Source organism: Actinomyces sp. oral taxon 448 str. F0400, assembly GCF_000220835.1.
Classification (GTDB): Bacteria; Actinomycetota; Actinomycetes; order Actinomycetales; family Actinomycetaceae; genus Actinomyces.
Map to the genome: position 1 here is coordinate 1331902 of NZ_GL985606.1, position 17937 is coordinate 1349838.

A 17937-nucleotide genomic window follows, 5' to 3' on the forward strand; every position below is an offset into this window, starting at 1 on the left:
ATGATGTCCGCAGAAGCGGCCCTCCGCCGTCCGGCCTCGTCGTGCGCCAGCGGCGCCGATCGACCGAGTGCGGGGCGGGCCGGCGAGTCCGACGCTGTCGTCAGATGTAGATGGTGGGGTCCATCATGAGTTCGGGGTCGGTGCGCGGGTCGCGGGCGCGCGCCGGGACGCCCACGCCCACGTGGTCGGCGGGCAGGTTCTTGACCAGCACCGCGTTGGCGCCGATCTTCGCATTGTCCTCGACCGTCACCGGGCCGAGCACTTTGGCACCCGCACCGATCTGCACGTTGTTACCGATCGTGGGGTGGCGCTTACCGGGGTTCATCGAGACACCACCGAGGGTCACCCCGTGGAACACGAGGACGTCGTCGCCCACCTCCGCGGTCTCGCCGATGACCACACCCATGCCGTGGTCGATGAAGAAGCGATCGCCGATCCTCGCCGCCGGGTGGATTTCGATGCCGGTGACATTCCGTGCCGCCTGGGACAGGGCTCGGGCGGCGAATTTGTGGCCCGAGCGCCACAGCTTATGCGCTGCTCGATGCGCCCACAGGGCGTGCACACCGGGGTAGAGCACGGCCACCTCGAGACTGGAGCGCGCCGCGGGATCGCGTCTGCGGGCTGTGGTCAAGTCCTCCTTGGCCAGGTGCCACAGCGAACGGTTCGGGTCGTGCATGGTGCTCCTCAGTGTCGGGGTCGGTGCCGGGCGGCACTGCCGTAGGGCGTTGGCGAAGGGCTATCGGCCCGGCTCCCCGCGCCCATCGGGACCGTTCGCGGCGGCCGATGGCCGGAGGGGGTCCGGGCCGAGATAACGTTCGGCGGCGGCACCCCCGTTCCCGGGTGCCGCCGCCGGCCGGCCCGCTCAGAGGGCGGCGGGAACCGGGCACCCGTGGCGCGATCGGGCTATCAGTTGAGGTATTCGGAGTACAACGGGGTGGACAGATAGCGCTCACCGGTGTCGGGAAGGACGGTGACGATCGTCTTGCCCGCGAGCTCCGAACGCCGGGCGAGGGAATCGATGGCGGCCAGAGCGGCGCCCGAGGAGACGCCCACGAGCAGGCCCTCTTCAGCGGCAGCGCGCCGGGCGTAGGTGATGGCGTCGTCGGAGGGGACGTGGAGCAGTTCGTCCCAGATGTTCTGGTCGAGAATCTCGGGGACGACATTGGGGCCCAGCCCCTGGATCTTGTGTGGGCCGGCATGCCCCTCGCTCAGCAGAGGGGACTCGGTGGGCTCAACGCCGAAGATCCTGACGTCGGGCCGTTCCTCGGACAGGACCTGGCCCACACCGGTCAGGGTGCCGCCGGTGCCGATACCGGCGACGAAGGCGTCGAACTCACCGGCCTGCTCCAGGAATTCGCGCGCAGTCGTCTCCCGGTGGATCCAGGGGTTGGCCGGGTTGGTGAATTGGGATGCCAGGATCGAGTTGGGGGTCGCCTCCTGGATCTCCTCGGCCCGCTTGACCGCACCGGCGACGCCGCCCTCCGTGGTGAGCACGAGCTCGGCGCCGAAAGCGCGCATGATCGCACGGCGCTCCTTGGACATAGTCTCAGGCATCGTGATGATGACCTTGTAGCCCAAAGCCGCGCCGACCATGGCCAGGCCGACGCCCGTGTTGCCGCTGGTGGCCTCGATGATCGTGCCGCCCGGCTTGAGATCGCCCGACTCCTCGGCTGCGCGCACGATCGACAGGGCGATGCGGTCCTTGACGGACCCGGCGGGCTCGAAGGCCTCGACCTTGGCCAGGACCGTGACGGGGCCGGAGATGACGCGATTGATGCGCACCAGCGGGGTGCCGCCGATGGCCTCGGTGATGTTGGACAAATAGGTCATGATGCTTCTTCCTCGTGAGCTTCCCTGTGGACGGGATCGGCCGCGCAGGCACGGCGGCCGATGAACAACAAGAGTGGGGAACCGGCAGGGTCCGGGCGCCGAGCGGAGTCGGCAGACGGTTCGCGGCCGTCGGTGGGGAGGGCGGATGAGGCGCGCGGTTCCTGCGATTGCAGCACAGTTCGCGTCGAGACTCGCCCAGAGCGCCGGGCATGCGCGCAGCGACGCGCGCACAGTGTCGTGGCCAGGCGCCCTATCGACACCGACAGCAGGAGGACGTCGCGCACATGACGCCATTGGCCATCATGGGAGCCCTCCTCTCGTGCTTCGTGCATCGGGACTCGTCGACCTTGATGAAGGGGTCCCCTGCCGGACAGACAGTACCGCGCGGATGGTTGCGGCTGTCAAGGCGAACACGGTGAAGGCCGAGCATCCGCTCGGCGGGTGGGTCAGGCCGGCATTTCAACGGTGCGGCGTCCGATGCTGCGGGGTTCGGCTCCGCCGCCGGTCAGGGCGGCCAGGAGTTCGTCGAGCCCGACGGCGTCGGGGGAATCGGTGGCCAGGGTCAGCACAGCGTGGTTCGGGCCCCAGGTGATTCCCTCCACGGTCAGGTCGTGCGCTCCGCGCCCGCGCGCGTCCCGCAACCCGGCCTCGAGGCGACCGGCGTCGGCCACTGGGGCGTGCACCTCCCACAGGTGGCGGGTCGTCAGGCGCACTCGTCGTGCGACGGCCAGGGCGCGCGCCGTCGCCTGCGAGTAGGCGCGCACGAGGCCGCCGGTGCCCAGAAGCGTTCCTCCGAAGTAGCGGGTGACGACGACGGCGGTCGCGCTCAGCCCCGCTGACCGCAGCGCCTTGAGCATCGGCCCGCCGGCGGTGCCTGAGGGCTCGCCGTCATCGCTGGAGCGCTCGACCGCCAGGGCTCCGGGACTGGGGACCGTGAAGGCCGAGCAGTGGTGGCGAGCGTCCGGGTGGTGGGCACGCACCGCTGCGATGAACCCGCGCGCCTCCTCCTCGTTGTCCGCCCGCGCCGCCCGGGCCAGGAAGCGGGAGCGTTTGACCGTCAGGTCGATTTCGGGTTGGTCGCCCCGGGCCAGGGTGAACGTGGGTGTGGGAGCTGGGCCGGCAGCGGTTGGAGCGTGCATGACGGCATCGTGGCACGACGGACCGGCACCGAGACGACGGGACTGATCTCACATGGCTTACGCCCTGCTTGGGCTGGAAGGGCCTCGCTCGCTGCCGTTAAGGTATCCTGCGGTCCTGATTCCGACGGATCGCACGATCCACAGACTTTGAGAGGAGCGGGCTCATGGCAGTGCCGAAGCGGAAGATGTCCCGCAGCAATACCCGCAACCGCCGCTCGCAGTGGAAGGCTAAGCTGCCCGAGCTCAACACGATTCGTGTCAAGGGTCGTGAGATCACCGTGCCCCGTCGTCTGGTGAAGGCCTACAGGACCGGTCTCATCGAGTACTGACTCTTGTCTGCGGGTCGGCGGGGCCGATCCGCCTCGCGGGTGTAGCTCAATGGTAGAGCCTCTGCCTTCCAAGCAGATGGTGCGGGTTCGATTCCCGTCACCCGCTCTGTAGAACGGGCGGGTCGCCTCCGGTTCCCCGGCGGCGACTCTCTCGTTTCTTCGCGGGGTATAGCGCAGTTTGGTAGCGCGCCTGCTTTGGGAGCAGGAGATCGTGGGTTCAAATCCCGCTGCCCCGACCATCGAGTCCACATTTGAACTATTTATAAACAGTTTCATGTTCCATTTTTCCTGCATATTTTAAATTTGTGGGAATTCGGTATATTTACGACTGTACGGTACGAGTAGTCAGGACGATCGAGAGGTGCTGAGTCGCCGGCGCCTGCGAAGGTCGCGCCGTTATGCCATGATTTATCATGCCGTCCTGTCGCCTCGACCCTTGCGAATGCGTTCGCTGATACGCCCACCACGCCGTCCTGTTCGTTCTCGCCGGCGTTCCCGGCATGCGTGCCCGAGTCTTCGGCCGTGCTACGACCCGCGGTTGTTTCTCGCGCGAGTACCGGCGACCGGCGCTCCGGCTCGGCTGAGCAGTGGCCACGGGCGGGTGCTACCTCAAGGCGCGATGGCGGAGCGGGGGAGGCCCCGACCGGCGGCCGCCTCGCTCGGCCGGGCCGTACGGCCCGCCCGCGCGAAACAGATTGTGACGATACGGCATCCGTCGGCTTGCACCGGTGCAGACTCTCATGAACTAAAATCCTAGAAACCATCATGCTAGCGTTTCGCTGGCTGTGCTGTTTCAAATCTTCGTCAGGAGTTCCCATGACTGTCCCCGTCTATCCCGTCGACGGACCCGACCATGCCGCGCCATACCCTTCGCGCCCGTCCCGCAGGAGTCGCGCCGGCGTCGTCGTGTCCATCTTCGCCACCGCTGCCGTCGCCCTCACGCTCGGCGCAGTCGGCGGCTACGCCGTCGGGAGTGAGAAGGGCGTCGCGGCCGCATCGGCGTCGGCCTCCGCCACGCGCAGCACCCTGTTCTCCTCCGCCGTCTCCTCGTGTGGCTCTCCCGCCGGCGCTCAGTTCGGCGACGGCGGCCGCACTCTCACGCTTCGCACGCGAGGCGCAGAGCGGCATTCGTCCGGTATGTCCGTTCAGGACCTGCGATGCATCCTCGCCAAGCTCGGCGCATCCGACGCCGTCATATCCCGCATGTCCGCCACCCGCGCCCTCGACGGCATGCAGGACGGTCAGTGGGAGGGCATCAGCGCCTCATGGACGTACCACCCCGATGACGGATTGAACATCACCCTGACCATGAACTGATCTGATCATGGATGGCCGCGACCGGTCGGGATGGCGGAGCGGAGAGGAACGCGCAGTCGACCTCTGTGACGGCCCCCTTGAAATGGTGTGCATCATAGAATGAGGGCGGTGTTGTACGTGACGCCACAAGGAGGAACCATGAAGATCCTGCACTCGCAGTTCACTGCCAAGCCCGGTCATGAGGATGAGGTCGCGGAGATGATTTGCGGCTTCGCCGACAAGGTCCGCACCGAGCCCGGCAACCGCGTCTTCGACGTCTACCGTCACAGCGACGATCCCGCGAAGTTCTTCGTTATGGAGGCCTACGTCGATGAGGACGCCTTCCATACCCATCTGGGTATGCCCTACGGCGGCCCCTTCAACGATCGTCTGGAGGAGATCATCGAGGAGCCCCACTCGGTCCTCACCTTCATCGACCAGATCGCCTGACGCGCCCTCCCTCTCGCAGCGACTCCGTCGCGCTTCCGCCTGAACGGGTCCTAGCCGTGGGATCGGGCGGGATTGGCTTGGGCCGGACAACGTCCGGCCCAAGCCAATCCCGGCGGTCAGTGGTTGGGACCGCCCTCCCCCTCGTTGACGCGATCTGTGAGGATGCGTCCGAAGGATGAGGAGTCGCGGGTGGAGATGTAGTTCTTGACGGCCTGGAAGAAGCCGTCCTGCATCGCCGGCGAGGTCACCTCCCCGTAGGAGATCGTGTTGAGGATCGTCTGACTGCGCAGATCCTGCGACGCCTGCTGCTGGTAGGCGGAGAGGGTGGAGACGTCCGCGTCGTTGCGCACCGGCACGCATCCCTTGACCTCGCAAACGGCGGTCTGGGCTCCGGGATCGAGGACAGTGGAGAGGAAGGCGTCCGCGCCCTTCTGGTTGTCCGTCGAGGAGGAGGCGACGAAGGAGTCGACGACCATGAGGAAAGAACCGTCGGTTCCGGGGAAGACGACCGAGGACACCGGCGCGTTCCCGGTGGCCGAACCGTTCGATGCGGCGGACTCGCTCAGGGCGCTGTCGTTCATCTGGTAGAAGCCGCAGTCTCCGGCAGCCAGCCGGCCGGCGGCCTCATCCCACGTGCGGGACGCGTCATCCGCGGAGGTGCGGTCCATCAGGCGCCCGAAGGTGTCCAAGGCGTCCTTGACCTCCTGACCGTTCCAGTCGAAGCGGTCCGCCTCGATCTTCTCCCAACCGTCCTGACCGATGGTGGCCAGGAGAACGGACTCGAAGAGTCCCGCCGTAGTGATGGTGTCGGCTCCGCCGATGCACAAGGGGGTCGTTCCCTGCGCCTGAAGGGCGTCGAGGTCCGCCAGGAACTGGTTGAGGGTGTAACCCGAATCGGGTTCGGCGATACCTGCGCTGCGCAGGACATTGCTGTTGAACATGAGGAGGTTCGCCCGATGCGCGGCCAGGGGCGCCGCGTACTGCGCCCCGTCCACCGAGACCGAGGAGAGGATGTTTTCGGGCAGCTGCGCCTTGACGTCGTCGGAGAAGAGGGAGGAGATGTCGCCGACTGCGCCGGCGCTGCGCCACGCCGCGATGTTCCCGCCGACAAGACTCTGCCAGACGTCGGGGGCATCCCCCCGCGCGAGGCGCGAAGCCAGGGTGACATGGGCCTGGGAGCCCCCGCCTCCGGTGACGGCGATCTCGTCGACGGAGGCGTCGTCGTTTCGCTTTTTGTACTGGTCGATGAGAGTGTCGAAGGCGGAGGACTCGGAGGCGGACGTCCACCATGACAGGACGTCGATGGATCCGCTCGCGGAGGGGGAGGATCCGTGCGAGCATGCGGTCAGGGCGAGGGCGGTCATGGCAGCGGTGAGAAGGGCGACGACGCGCTGTTTCAGGGGGGTCATCATTGGGCCTTCCTCTCTGTCTCTGTCGAGGTTGTGGCGATTACTCGCTGAACGGGTGCGCGCAGGTCGTAGATCGCATAGAGCGTGACCATGGCGAAGCAGAATGCGGGGACCACGAAGGAGGTCGACGCGCTCGTCATGTCCATCACCTTTCCTTGGACCATCGGCATGATCGCCCCGCCGACGATCGCCATGACCAGACCAGCGGCGCCGAACTTCGTTGCCTCGCCGAGCCCTGCGAGGGCGACCCCGTAGATCGTGGGGAACATGAGGGATAGGCACGAGGAGATGGCGATAACAGCGATGACCCCGGTGAAGTCCGGACGGAGCGCGGCGTAGATGCACAGGCAGACGGCGAGCGTGCCGAGGGCCGTCATGACCTTGGTCGCCCGGATGCGCGCGATGACGGCGGTCATGACGAAGCGGGCGATGAGGAAGATGATGAGGCTGATCTGGAGCATTTGCGACCCCAGCTGCAGGGAGCCGTCGACCGCTTGCTGCGTGTACTGGATGATGTACGTCCAGCAGCACACCTGGGCGGCCACGTTGAAGAACTGGGCGGGGACGCCGTAGCGGTACCTCTTCGAGCGCCACAAGATGGCCGCCGGGTTGGCGGGCCTCGTCGTGGTCGTCTCCTCGGACGAGGAGGCTGCGGGCGGCGCCTTCTGGATGAAGATGATCACGAGGATGACGGCCAGCAAAATCCCCAGCCCGATATAGGGGCCGGTGACGGCGCGCAACTGTTCGGCGCGGATCTGCCGCTCCGTCTCGGCGCTGACATCGGCGAGATTCACCGGAGTGTCGAGCCTGGGGAGAATGAGAGTCGAGGCGATGAGAACTCCGATATTGGTCCCCAACGGGTTGAACGCCTGAGCGAGATTGAGGCGTCGCGTAGCCGTCTGCTCCGGTCCCAGGGAGATGACGTAGGGGCTGGCGGAGGTCTCCAGCAGGGAGCACCCGGCGGCGATGGCGAACAGGGCGGCGAGGAAGGCGCCGTAGGTCATCACCCGGGAGGCGGGCCAGAATCCGAAAGCGCCCAGCGAGGCGAGAGCCAGGCCCGAGACCATCCCCGCCTTGTAGCCCCACCTGGAGTTGATGAAGGCGGCGGGGATGGCGAGGAGGAAGTATGCGCCGTAGTACGCCATCTGGACCAGGGACGCCTGGAACGAGGACATATCGAAGATGCGCTTGAAACCCGAGACCATGGGGGTCGTCAGATCGGCGGCGATGCCCCAGGCGGTGAAGCACCCGATGACCGCGATGAGGAGCGTGGCGGCGCCCGGGAAGAGGATCTTGGGCTTGGATTCGGTGGACGAGGCGGTGGATTCACTGGCTTGTGTCAGGGCCGTCATAGGGTCTCCGTGGATTGCTCCGGCGACACGGAGGCGGGCTCCGCGCCGAAGTGTGTGCAACACATCACTATGATGGTACCCTGGCTTCCTCGTTTCGGCGGGCTTTCGCGCAGGGTTCTTCAGGTCCGTCGCCTGCGGCGATCCTTCCCCCGCTCCTGACACCACTGCGCGACGGCGAGGCTGCTCAAGCCGTAGAGACCCAGCACGTACATCGACGTCGTCAGCAGAGCCGGGAAGGACAGGCTGCCCGGCGGCAGCGCGATCCACTGCCACAGCTGCCCCATCACCTGCAGACACACCGCACCCATCAGCGTGAAACGACTCTGACCGATGCCGCGGAAGGTGAGAGCGATCAGGGCCGCCAGGACCAGGTAGACTGCGGTCAGGACGCCCCAGATGACGCCATCGAGCCGCCCGGCGGCGTGCAGGTCGTTGAGTTCGGTGCTCGTCAGAGCGGCCAGGCGGGAGATGTGCGGGAGATAGCTCACCGTGTCCAGGGCGATGCCCACCGCGATGGCCAGCAGACCGCCGACCAGCCCTATGGGACGGGCGGCCGCTCGTTGCGCCGCCTTCGTCGTCGCCACCACCAGGTCGTCGTCGGGAGCCGGTGCTCCAGCGTCCGCACTCGGGCCGACGGAGGCGGGCAGGTCGTCGAGGTCGGTCTCCTCGAGCTCGAGGATCGGCAGGCTGCCGTCCGTGGTGATGGCATCTCCACCGCCGTTGCGCGAATGGTATCCGGTGGAGAAGCGTTTCAGCGTCGTGACGCCGACCGCGGGGACGGTGCGCCGTACGGTGGACAGCACGTGGTCCCGTTCGACGTCAGTATCGGCGGCGACCTTGTGAGTGACCTGCCCCGTGAACAGTGACAGGCCGACGGCGCGGTCGTAGGTGCCGGCCGCGAGCCAGTCGACAGGCGTTCCGCCGGGCAGGAGCCAGCCGTCGGGCACCGGCCAGAATCGGATGTGGTGGCGGCGGGAGGGGTTCCCCGCCACCTGCTGCTCGTAGGTGAAGGCCTGCGGTCGGCCGAAGAGCATGAGTGTGCTCACCGGCGCCGCCGGATACGAACGCCTGGCTAGGGCCGCGTGCACGATCCGCACCGAGGTATCCAGGCGCAGAGGGTCGGCCCGGGTCCAGCTCGCCGCCTGCATAACCCGGTGCACATCGTTCTCACTGCCGCGCGCGGCGAGATTGATCGGGTCGCCGAGCATGCCATCGGTGGTGCGAGCTCGACCGATGAAGTAGTCGGGCACGTAGATCGCGGTGAGGATGCGGTGCACCCGGGGCAGGGCGAGGTAGGACGTCAGCAGCCAGAAACCCACGAGGTAGATGAGCTGAGGCGCCAGCCGCCACCCCTGGCGAGCCAGCGCGAGCGCGAGCAGCGTCACGCACACCAGCGCGATGCCGAAGAAGACCAGATCCAGACTGTGCGAGGTCAGCAGCCGTCGCTGTACGGGGCGCAGGACCGGTGCGGGGCCGTCTCGCACCGGTGGGGACGAGCTCATCGGCGGGACCTCCCAACAGGCGACTCGATGCTGACCGGCCTCAGGTTATCGGGCGGAACATCGCCGCGCAGGGCGGGAACCGCGATCGTGAGCGCGACTGCGGTCCGCTGGGGGCGTGACGACCGATGAGTCTTTTCTCATCGATCAGAGCCCTCACCCTCTCGCTGAGACCGGTTCTCTACGCTACCCTGTTGAATGGTCGCCGGTTGGTAGCAGGCCGGCGACCGGAAGTCCGCGGACATCGACACATCCTGAGAACCGTCCTGTCGACACCCGAGCGCGGTGCGGCGACCGGAAGGCGCAATGCAAGCACACCCTGACAACGACTCTTCGACCACTCCTTCACCTGACCCTGGCATCTTCTCCGGCACCCCTACGGCCGATGAGGGGACCGCGCGGGCGAGTGCCGATGCGCACGCCGAGGGCGCGGACAGGGAGGAAGCGGGCTCCACTCGGCGCCGTGGCATCTTATGGTTGACCGGTGCCGCCGCCCTCGGCGCCGTCGGCACCGCGGCGAGCGCCCTGAACGGCGGGATCGGGGGCGGTGCGCGCGGATCCGCCGGCGCGCCCGGCCCCTCCGCGTCCGCCGCCGGCATCGCGTCCGGACCCGGGGCGCTCTCCTCGCCGGCCTCCGCGCAGCAGGTCGTCTCCTCGCAGGCGCCCTCGCCCCGGGTCGTAGGAACCTCGGAAGGCGATACCGGCGCGATGGCACCGGACCCTTCCGCCGACGGGATCAACGTGGCTGAGCGGACCGGCGGTTTCGCGGATGGCACCGACGGCACGGGGTCGTCGTCCGGCGACTCGCAGGGGGACGCTGCCGCGGCGACACCCGCGCCTCCCGAGGTCTACAGTCATGCGCCTCAGCAGGCCTCCTTGACCGCCACCACCGATCTGGCGCCCGGCGTTACCCTCAGGACCTCACCGGCGTGGCATTTGGCCCGGCGCGCCTCGGATGCGGCGACCGCCGAGATCGCGGCCGACATCGAGAGCATGGGGGTCGAGGCGTGGCTCGACGCCCAATTGGCACCCGAGAGCATCGACGACTCCCGCGCCGAGGACATCGTCTCCACTTATTTCCCCTGGTCGCAGATGACCACGCCCGAACTCGTCGGCCCCACGAACGGAGCGGTCTACAAGGCCTCGCCGAGCGTGACCAACGCGATCCTGGCCCGACTGCGCTTCTCCAACAGGGTCCTGGCCGAGTCCATCGTCGAGATGCTCGCCGATCACGTTTACGTGCCCCTGCGAGGCAAGGGCGAGTCCTTCATCACCGGCTTCGACATCGCTCTGCGCAAGCACGCCCTGGGGCGCTACGCCGATTTCCTGCACGCCGCCCTGACCGATGTCGCCCTGCTGGAGGAGCTCGACAATGTCGAATCCACCAGGGACAGTCCCAATGAGAACCTGGGTCGTGAGCTCCTCGAGCTCTACACCGTGGGCCGTGACACCTATAGCGAGGACGATGTCAAGGGATCCACGAGGCTCCTGACCGGCCACGGCAAGGACTGGGAGACCCTGAGCTACGTCTACCGCTCGGAGCAGCACGCCACCGGACCGGTCGATGTTCTCGACTTCCACGACGAGAATGACGATGCGGCCCGAGGACCCGACCTGCTCAAGCGCTATGTCGAGTACCTGTGCGCCCACCCGGCCACCGCCCAGCGGTTGGCCACTCGCATTGCTCGTCGTTACATCGAGGATGAGCCGAGTCAGGCCGTCGTCGATCACATCGCCCAGGCCTACCTGGACAATGACACCCGGATCGCTCCGGCTGTCCGCGCCGCTCTGACCCACTCCGATTTCCAGGCCTCGGTCGGCAGGAAATGGCGCCGGCCCATCGAGCTCGTCATGACCGTCGCTCGTGCGGCCCACCCCCAATCGCTGACCCCGCGCGGCCGCGACGACGGCGACGAGCCCTACAACACGGGCGTCTACGGCTGGCTCGTCAAGGATGCTGGGCAGGATCCCCGCATGTACGCCACGGTGGACGGCTACCCGGACACCGCGGAGTATTGGATGTCGACCAGCCGCATGATGAACCTGTGGAACGCAACCCAGAACGCCGTTATCGGCGACGAGAAGGAGTCGGGCCGCACCGACTGGGTCACGGTGCTCGACGTGGAGGCCGGGGCGAACGCCGTGGAGACCGCCGCCCGGATCTCCTGGCACCTGACCGGCTACGCCTGGCCCGATTCCCATCTCGAGGCGGTCGCCTCCGTCCTGGCCGGCGCCCCCTCCTCGGGGAGTGCGGAGGAGTGGACGGTGGCCGGCGACGGCATCGACAACGACGTCATGGAGGCCGTCCGCCTGTGCTTCGCCAGCCCCTACGGTTTCCTGCGTTGAAGCAAGAGGTAAGGAGCAACGATGGCCGAGTCCAAGAAGACCCGTTTCGTCCAGGGCACCGCCCTCATGCGAGAGGACGTCGTCACGCCCATGCACCATCACGACCAGTCGCAGGATGCGCTGCTGGTGAAGGTCGACGGCGTGACCCGCCACATGACCGGTTGTGAGGCCGACGGCTACATCACCGAGAACTACGACCTGCCCGAGCTCACCGAGGTCGAGCACGTCGAGGGCGGACCCCGCCTCGTCAAGCGCCGTCATATTCTGGGCGGGGCCGCAGCGGGCTTCGGGGCGCTGCTGACGGCGACTGCGATGCCCCGCTACTCCTTCGCGGCTCCCGCCGAGGGCGCCGCCTCCCGCGAGCTGCTCGTGTGCGTATTCATGCGCGGGGGCTTCGATGGTCTTTCGGCCATCGTGCCGATCAACGATCCCGCCTACTACGCAGCCCGCTCCACGATCGCGGTCGGGGCCGAGCAGACCGTCCCGTTGGATGGGACCTGGGGCTTGAGCACCCACATGAGGGCTCTCAAGCCCATCTGGGACGCAGGGCAGCTCGCGATCATCCAGGGATCGGGTTCCCCGGATGTCACCCGTTCCCACTTCGTGGATCAGGTGACCGTCGAGCGTGCCGCCCCGGCGTCGGTGCGCACCGGCTGGCTCGGACGCCATCTCCAGACGAGCTCGGCGGACACCGGCACGTTCCGGGGCGTGACCGTCGGCGGTTCGACGGTCTTCTCGCTGGCCACCAACGCCATGGACACCCTCGCGGTATCCTCCATCGATTCCTTCGACCTGGCCGTGTGGAGCTCGAGTCAGGTCAAGTCGCGCGTTCAGACGGCGCTGGAGGAGATGTACGGCGGCGCCGGCGGTCAGGTGCAAGAGACGGCGGCCGCCACCTTCGACGCCGCCACCGTGCTTCAGCAGGTCCGCGCGGACCAACCCGGCGCCCCGGAGACCTATCCCGACTCCACATGGGGGCGCGGGCTGTCCGAGATCGCCCGCCTGGCCAAGGCCGACGTTGGGGTGGAGGTCGCCTGCATCGACATCGGCGACTGGGACATGCACGCGGGGCTCGGCGCCGCCACCGATGAGCAGGCGTGGTTCTCCCGACGGGCGCGCGACTTCGCCGAGGGGCTGGCCGCCTTCCGCACGGACCTGGGGGACCGGTGGGCGACCACCACCGTGGTCACCATGAGTGAGTTCGGCCGGCGCGTGGCTGAGAACGGCAGCGCGGGCACCGATCACGGCCAGGGCAACACCATGTTCGTGCTCGGAGGCGGTATCAAGGGCGGCCGTGTGCTCGGCACGGTGCCGAGTCTGGATGCGGGCAACCTCTCGCTGGGCGATGTGCCGATCACGCTGGACTACCGCCAGGCGCTCAGCGAGATCGTGAGCACCAGGCTCGGCAACGGGGACAACCTCGCGGAGGTCTTCCCGGGTTTCACACCCGGCGCACCGTTGGGCATTGTCTGACTCGCCCGTGACCGGGGACCGCGGGGCGGCCTCCGTTCGGCTACGGTGGGGTCGTGCCCTCCTATCGAACGGTTCTGACGGTCGCCGCTCTGCGCCCCGGCCGATCACCGGGCGACGTTGAGGACGCTGCTCGCGCCGCCGTCGAGGCCACGACGACACTGGAGGCTTTCCAGGTCGGCATCGTCGCCGGTGAGCCGCACGTGACCGTGCGCTTCACCGGGGTCGATGACGCTGAGGCCCGCGAGGTTCATGAACGGGTGACCGTCGCCGTGGATGCGGTGGCCGAGACGCCCCGCCGCCTTCTGGGCAAGGTCGTGGCCGGACGCACTGTGCCGCTGGCGACCGGTCCGGGCGCGTGGCGCGAGTGATCCCGTCGGCGCAGCCATCATGTGCTGAGCGTCATTTTTCGCACCGCTGCGACCGTGCCCTAGGATGGCACGGATTGGCGCCGCCCGTCGGCGTCCGTGGCGAGGCGGTCCTCGCCCCGCACATGCATCTACCAGCACCCCGCATCGGAGCAGACCCCCGTGAAGAGCACTGTCGAGAACCTTGACCCCACGCGCATCAAGCTGATCGTGGAGGTCCCCTACGAGGAGTTCAAGCCCAGCCTCGACGCCGCCTACAAGGAGATCGGCTCTCAGATCCAGGTGCCCGGATTCCGCCGCGGCCATGTCCCGGCCCCGGTCATCGACCAGCGTGTGGGCCGTGCCTCGGTCATCCAGGAGGCCGTCAACAACAGGCTCCCGGACCTCTACCGCGACGCTCTTTCTGAGACGGAGCGCGTCCCCATGGCTCAGCCGGAGGTCTCGGTCACCGAATTGCCCAATGTCACCGGCGCCCAGGGCGGTCAGCTCGGCTTTACCGCCGAGGTCACCGTTCGACCCGTCTTCGACCTGCCCGACTTGGCCGGCACCGAGGTGGGTGTTGATGCCGTCGAGGTGACCGACCAGGACGTCGACGGCGAGCTGGAGAGCCTGCGTGCCCGTTTCGGCTCTTTGAAATCGGTCGAGCGTGAGGCCGAAACCGGGGATTTCGTCACCATCGATCTCAAGGCCGTCATCGATGATGAGGAGGTCGATTCAGTGGCCGGCGTCTCCTATGAGATTGGCAAGGGCAACATGCTCGACGGCCTGGACGACGCCCTGCGCGGATTGAAAGCTGATGAGTCCATCACCTTCACGACCGCACTGGCCGGTGGCGAGCACAAGGGTGAGGAGGCTGAGGTCACTGTTACCGCCACCGCTGTCAAGCAGCGCGAGCTGCCCGAGGCCGACGACGAGTTCGCCGAGCTCGCCTCCGAGTTCGACACGATCGATGAGCTGCGCGAGGACTTGCGCAGGCAGGTGGCCGAGCGCAGAGCCGGCGACCAGGCCGTCGCCGCCCGCGACGCCCTCCTGGAGCACCTGCGCGAGCAGGTGTCCTTCGAGGTCCCCACCGATGTCGTCGACAACGAGATCAAGCAGCATCTGACCGCCGAGGGCAAGCCTGAGGACGACGAGCACGCCGGTGAGATCCGCGACGAGATCACCGATGGCGTGCGCAACCAGATCATTCTCGACACCCTGGCGGAGAGCCTGGAGGTTGGTGTGAGCCAGGACGAGCTCATCGACTTCCTCGTCCAGATGGCCCAGCAGTACGGCATGGAGCCCTCCCAGTTCATTCAGGGAGCCCAGAAGGCCGGTCAGATCCCGACCTTCATTTCCGAGATCGCCCGCAACAAGTCGTTGGCTATGGCCCTGCGTCAGGTGACCGTCAGGGACTCCACCGGTCGGATCCTCGATCTGACCGAGTTTATCGGCTCCGACGAGCTCGACGCTCAGACTGCCGCAGACGCCGATGAGGCCGGCGAGACGGGCTCCTCCCCGATCGATGCGGATGCCGGAAGCGCTGAGAGCACTGAGAGTGCGACCTCCGCCGGAAGTGCTGACTCCGTCGCTTCCGCTGAGAGCCCTCAGAGCCCCGAGTGAGCTGAGATCCGCGCGTCGGACGCTGCGCCGCTCGCCCCTGGCCGGCGTCATCGGCCTGGGCCTGTGGCCGCCCGGGTGGCGGACGTGGCCTGGGGCCGCCGCTGTCCCTGCGCCTCTTCGTTTTGTCCGCCGTCGTGCTTCGCGGCGCCGAGGCGTGAGTTGTGGCGGTGAGCGGAGGAGACAGGTCTGGTGGGACGTCTGAGGCGCTTGGGACCGTCTCGTGTGCACGAGGTGTCCAAATCTGCCACAAAGGGGTTTTCGCAGTGTTGCAGGCATCGCAAGAAACCCCGGAATCTCAACGATTGTCTCCACCTGGCTCGGCAGCTGGTCGGTCTTTGCGGCAGATTTGGACATGAAGAGCCAGAGGCGGTGAGCGGCCGGGCCCGTACGAGGGCCTCGCCGCTCCATCAGAGCAGAGGCGAACGACGTGTTCGGGGGATTTTGGCGATCGACCTTACGGGTGAGGAACTGAACACCGGGCGGACCGCCTCTCGGGGTGAGACAGCGGTCCGTCCGGCATGTCACCCGGAGCGACGTGAACCAATTCGGATCGATCTCGCGGGGAGGACGGGGCGCAGGGGCTCAGGCCCCGCTGTTGACGTCGACCATGACGAGTTCCATGCGGCAGGGGGTCACCGCGGTCAGGGCGTGCCGGTCGTTCGGGGCCAGGTAGATGACATCGCCGGCCTTCATGCGTTCGTTGCGCTCGCCGATGGAGAAGTCCATCTCGCCCTCCAGGAGGGTGACAACGACCGCCTTGGTGGAAGCGTGCTCGGTGAGCATCTGGCCGGCGTCGAAGGTGAAGATGACGGTGCGCAGCACGTCGTTGTTGACCACAACACGCGAAGTCGTCGCTTCCTCGCTGATCGGCAGCGCATCGTTCAGGCCGAGGCGGAAAAGGGACTCGTTCACGGGGGTAGTGGGCATGATATTCCTTTCGTGTGTTCTCGGATGTGATGGTGGCCTGGTGGCCGGTGCGCCGTCGTCGTTCAGGACGGAGGGCGGGCCAACCGGCGGCGGAGCGGTCCCAGGAGGAACAGCTCGAGGGCGAGCGTGAGTGTCGCCATGACGGCGGACAGGGCGAACACATCGGCGGTCTCCAGGTTGGTGCGCGCCTGCTGGACCTGTGCGCCCAGACCCGTCGCCGTGCTGAGCAGTTCGGACATGACGGTGGCCCGCACCGATTGGCCGACAGCTACGGTCACCGCTGAGAGTACCGGGGGAGCGACCGCGGGCAGGATGATTCTGCGTGCCGTCCACGCCCGGCTCCGGGCGAAGACCCTCGCCATGTCCAGCAGATCGATGTCAACTCCCGTCACGGCATCGCGCACGGTGGTCGTCAACAGGGGCAGGGTCACCAGGGCGACCACGAGGATGACGACTCCAGCGGTGGGTCCGAGCCAGATCATGCCGACCACGACGATGATGATTGGTGGGATGGACATGAGCACCTGCACCCACGAGTCCAGCAGTTCACTGATCCATGGCCATGTGCCCATCGCCCATCCCAGCGGCATTCCGATTAGGCAGGAGAACATGAGCCCGATGGCGCCTCGCTCGATGGTCAGCAGGAGCGCGCCACCGAGCTCGTCGTGGCGTATGAGGCCGACCAGAGCCTTCCACGTGGTCTGCGGACCCGGCAGTACGTACTCGGGTTGGGATCGGGCCACCAGATGCCAGATGAGGATCGCCAGCGCGACACCGGTCCACCACAGTAGGGGGGAGCGCAGTCGTCGAGCTGCAGGGCGCATGCCGAGCATCAGCGGGGATCCGAGATGTAGAGGTCCCCGGCCGGCAGGGATCCGCCGATGATGTCGGGGTTGAGAGTGGCCAGCCTCGTGTAGAAGTCCTCCAGCTCGTCTTTGGCGTCCGCGCCGGAGACGATCTGAAGCTGCAAGCGCGGAATGACTTCTTTGACGACATCTGCGGGTACCTCGTTGACGCTCGAGATCGCGTCCACCGTCTCCTCCGACATGGCGTTGACGTCGTCGACGGCGGCTTCCAGCTCGCTGAGGATGGCGCCGACGAGGTCGGAACGGTCGGCGAGGGCTGTCGGCATGGCCAGGCCGGCCATGGGGAACCGCGCCTCGCCTCCGGTGACCGAGGCCCACACCTCCTGGAGGTTGACGGTCCGCTCCAGGCTCTTTCCCTGCTGCTGGGCCCTGGCCAGGGACATGCTCGCCGGATGCTCGGGCAGGACGCAGTACTCGACGGTGCCGGTGAGCAGGGCGCCCAGAGCTTCCTGGCCATCGGTGTAGGACTGGATGGTCAGGTCGGTATCGACGTTCCAGCCCTTCTGCCCCAGCAGGTAGCGGAAGATGAGGTCGGGCATGTTGCCCGGCATGGGCACGCCGACGGTCTTGCCCCGCAGTGCCTCCAGACCCTGCTCGGCCGAGCCGACGGGGCCGATGACGTACTGCATGCCCCACACCTGTATGGCCAGCAGCCGCACATCGACGCCCTTGCTGAACAGGTTCGCGGGGACGTAGGAGGGGACCGCGGCCAGGTCGGTCTCCCCGTTGAGGAGCAGCGACTTGAGCACGTCGACGCTGGCCCAATTGTCCTTCGTGACCTCCCCGACGAGGGCGTCGAGGTAGCCGTAGGTGCCGAAGGATGTCATGGGCGCAGCGTAGGCGAGGGTCGTGGGCGTGTGGACGTGCAGTGCGTCGAGGAACTGGGAGCCCGTGGCGTCGGCGGAGGCCCTTCCGCCCTTCGGCGAGCAGGCGGCCAGGACCGCCGAGGTCAGCAGGTCGAGTCCGGTCAGGGCGAGAAGAGAGCGGCGCTTGATCATGCGGTCCTTTCACGAAAAGTGCTGATGGGGCGGGGACGCGGGTGGTCGTAGTGGTT

The 17937-nt window shown here is 67.3% G+C and carries 16 protein-coding genes and 2 tRNA genes; 9 read left to right on the plus strand and 9 right to left on the minus strand.

Features of this window, described 5'->3' with window-relative positions:
- Nucleotides 1-100: 100 nt before the first annotated feature.
- The 3 genes from cysE to HMPREF9062_RS05705 form a co-directional block, all read right to left on the minus strand.
- Entirely contained in the window at nt 101-676 is a 576-nt protein-coding gene (gene cysE, locus HMPREF9062_RS05695; RefSeq protein ID WP_009749118.1) for a serine O-acetyltransferase, read from the minus strand.
- A gap of 230 nt (nt 677-906) precedes the next feature.
- Entirely contained in the window at nt 907-1830 is a 924-nt protein-coding gene (gene cysK, locus HMPREF9062_RS05700; RefSeq protein ID WP_009749119.1) for a cysteine synthase A, read from the minus strand.
- 446 nt (nt 1831-2276) lie between these two features.
- A complete protein-coding gene (locus HMPREF9062_RS05705) occupies nt 2277-2969 on the minus strand; it encodes an IMPACT family protein (protein WP_009749120.1) in 693 nt (230 codons plus the stop codon).
- 164 nt (nt 2970-3133) lie between these two features.
- Between HMPREF9062_RS05705 and rpmF the strand changes: the two genes are divergently transcribed.
- From rpmF to HMPREF9062_RS05730, 5 genes are all read left to right on the plus strand, one after another.
- Entirely contained in the window at nt 3134-3298 is a 165-nt protein-coding gene (gene rpmF, locus HMPREF9062_RS05710) for a 50S ribosomal protein L32 (RefSeq protein WP_009749121.1), read from the plus strand.
- Nucleotides 3299-3333: 35 nt separating this feature from the next.
- Nucleotides 3334-3404 (plus strand) — tRNA-Gly (locus tag HMPREF9062_RS05715).
- 56 nt (nt 3405-3460) lie between these two features.
- Nucleotides 3461-3537, plus strand: a tRNA-Pro gene (locus HMPREF9062_RS05720).
- Between the two features lie 577 nt (nt 3538-4114).
- Complete coding sequence (locus HMPREF9062_RS12135; protein WP_050795256.1) at nt 4115-4615, plus strand: hypothetical protein; 501 nt, start codon at nt 4115-4117, stop codon at nt 4613-4615.
- A 138-nt stretch (nt 4616-4753) separates the two neighbouring features.
- Nucleotides 4754-5044 (plus strand): putative quinol monooxygenase, encoded by a 291-nt coding sequence (locus HMPREF9062_RS05730; protein ID WP_009749123.1) that lies wholly within the window; start codon nt 4754-4756, stop codon nt 5042-5044.
- Between the two features lie 116 nt (nt 5045-5160).
- Here the strand turns inward: HMPREF9062_RS05730 and HMPREF9062_RS05735 are convergent, their stop codons facing one another.
- The 3 genes from HMPREF9062_RS05735 to HMPREF9062_RS05745 all read right to left on the minus strand — a co-directional run bounded on the left by HMPREF9062_RS05735 (nt 5161) and on the right by HMPREF9062_RS05745 (nt 9307).
- Nucleotides 5161-6456 (minus strand): ABC transporter substrate-binding protein, encoded by a 1296-nt coding sequence (locus tag HMPREF9062_RS05735; RefSeq protein ID WP_009749124.1) that lies wholly within the window; start codon nt 6454-6456, stop codon nt 5161-5163.
- The gene (gene fucP, locus HMPREF9062_RS05740; protein WP_009749125.1) at nt 6453-7805 is read right to left on the minus strand and encodes an L-fucose:H+ symporter permease; all 1353 of its coding nucleotides are present in this window, start codon (nt 7803-7805) and stop codon (nt 6453-6455) included. Before fucP ends, HMPREF9062_RS05735 begins: the two co-directional genes overlap by 4 nt.
- 119 nt (nt 7806-7924) lie before the next feature.
- Nucleotides 7925-9307, minus strand: a complete 1383-nt coding sequence (locus tag HMPREF9062_RS05745) for an LssY C-terminal domain-containing protein (protein ID WP_009749126.1) — start codon at nt 9305-9307, stop codon at nt 7925-7927.
- Nucleotides 9308-9610: 303 nt separating this feature from the next.
- Here HMPREF9062_RS05745 and HMPREF9062_RS05750 point away from each other — a divergent pair, with 303 nt between their 5' ends.
- The 4 genes from HMPREF9062_RS05750 to tig all read left to right on the plus strand — a co-directional run bounded on the left by HMPREF9062_RS05750 (nt 9611) and on the right by tig (nt 15090).
- A complete protein-coding gene (locus tag HMPREF9062_RS05750; protein ID WP_009749127.1) occupies nt 9611-11650 on the plus strand; it encodes a DUF1800 family protein in 2040 nt (679 codons plus the stop codon).
- Between the two features lie 21 nt (nt 11651-11671).
- Nucleotides 11672-13123, plus strand: a complete 1452-nt coding sequence (locus tag HMPREF9062_RS05755; protein WP_009749128.1) for a DUF1501 domain-containing protein — start codon at nt 11672-11674, stop codon at nt 13121-13123.
- Between the two features lie 53 nt (nt 13124-13176).
- Nucleotides 13177-13491, plus strand: coding sequence for a hypothetical protein (locus HMPREF9062_RS05760; RefSeq protein WP_009749129.1), 315 nt, complete (start codon nt 13177-13179; stop codon nt 13489-13491).
- A gap of 159 nt (nt 13492-13650) precedes the next feature.
- Entirely contained in the window at nt 13651-15090 is a 1440-nt protein-coding gene (tig, locus tag HMPREF9062_RS05765; RefSeq protein ID WP_009749130.1) for a trigger factor, read from the plus strand.
- 582 nt (nt 15091-15672) lie between these two features.
- Here the strand turns inward: tig and HMPREF9062_RS05770 are convergent.
- The 3 genes from HMPREF9062_RS05770 to HMPREF9062_RS05780 all read right to left on the minus strand — a co-directional run bounded on the left by HMPREF9062_RS05770 (nt 15673) and on the right by HMPREF9062_RS05780 (nt 17881).
- Nucleotides 15673-16017, minus strand: coding sequence for a cupin domain-containing protein (locus HMPREF9062_RS05770; RefSeq protein ID WP_009749131.1), 345 nt, complete (start codon nt 16015-16017; stop codon nt 15673-15675).
- Between the two features lie 62 nt (nt 16018-16079).
- Nucleotides 16080-16850: an ABC transporter permease gene (locus tag HMPREF9062_RS05775; RefSeq protein WP_009749132.1), complete on the minus strand. Its 771-nt coding sequence runs from the start codon at nt 16848-16850 to the stop codon at nt 16080-16082.
- The gene (locus HMPREF9062_RS05780; protein ID WP_009749133.1) at nt 16850-17881 is read right to left on the minus strand and encodes an ABC transporter substrate-binding protein; all 1032 of its coding nucleotides are present in this window, start codon (nt 17879-17881) and stop codon (nt 16850-16852) included. The genes HMPREF9062_RS05775 and HMPREF9062_RS05780 overlap by 1 nt, the downstream gene beginning before the upstream one ends.
- Nucleotides 17882-17937: the final 56 nt, after the last annotated feature.

Excerpts from the sequence above, each read along its gene's own strand:
- HMPREF9062_RS05745 (WP_009749126.1), bottom strand. The coding sequence starts at position 9,307 with ATGAGCTCGTCCCCACCGGTGCGAGACGGCCCCGCACCGGTCCTGCGC.
- HMPREF9062_RS05750 (WP_009749127.1), top strand. The coding sequence starts at position 9,611 with ATGCAAGCACACCCTGACAACGACTCTTCGACCACTCCTTCACCTGAC.
- HMPREF9062_RS12135 (WP_050795256.1), top strand. The coding sequence starts at position 4,115 with ATGACTGTCCCCGTCTATCCCGTCGACGGACCCGACCATGCCGCGCCA.
- cysK (WP_009749119.1), bottom strand. The coding sequence starts at position 1,830 with ATGACCTATTTGTCCAACATCACCGAGGCCATCGGCGGCACCCCGCTG.
- rpmF (WP_009749121.1), top strand. The coding sequence starts at position 3,134 with ATGGCAGTGCCGAAGCGGAAGATGTCCCGCAGCAATACCCGCAACCGC.
- HMPREF9062_RS05780 (WP_009749133.1), bottom strand. The coding sequence starts at position 17,881 with ATGATCAAGCGCCGCTCTCTTCTCGCCCTGACCGGACTCGACCTGCTG.
- HMPREF9062_RS05770 (WP_009749131.1), bottom strand. The coding sequence starts at position 16,017 with ATGCCCACTACCCCCGTGAACGAGTCCCTTTTCCGCCTCGGCCTGAAC.
- HMPREF9062_RS05735 (WP_009749124.1), bottom strand. The coding sequence starts at position 6,456 with ATGATGACCCCCCTGAAACAGCGCGTCGTCGCCCTTCTCACCGCTGCC.
- HMPREF9062_RS05755 (WP_009749128.1), top strand. The coding sequence starts at position 11,672 with ATGGCCGAGTCCAAGAAGACCCGTTTCGTCCAGGGCACCGCCCTCATG.
- HMPREF9062_RS05730 (WP_009749123.1), top strand. The coding sequence starts at position 4,754 with ATGAAGATCCTGCACTCGCAGTTCACTGCCAAGCCCGGTCATGAGGAT.
- fucP (WP_009749125.1), bottom strand. The coding sequence starts at position 7,805 with ATGACGGCCCTGACACAAGCCAGTGAATCCACCGCCTCGTCCACCGAA.
- cysE (WP_009749118.1), bottom strand. The coding sequence starts at position 676 with ATGCACGACCCGAACCGTTCGCTGTGGCACCTGGCCAAGGAGGACTTG.
- HMPREF9062_RS05775 (WP_009749132.1), bottom strand. The coding sequence starts at position 16,850 with ATGCTCGGCATGCGCCCTGCAGCTCGACGACTGCGCTCCCCCCTACTG.
- HMPREF9062_RS05705 (WP_009749120.1), bottom strand. The coding sequence starts at position 2,969 with ATGCACGCTCCAACCGCTGCCGGCCCAGCTCCCACACCCACGTTCACC.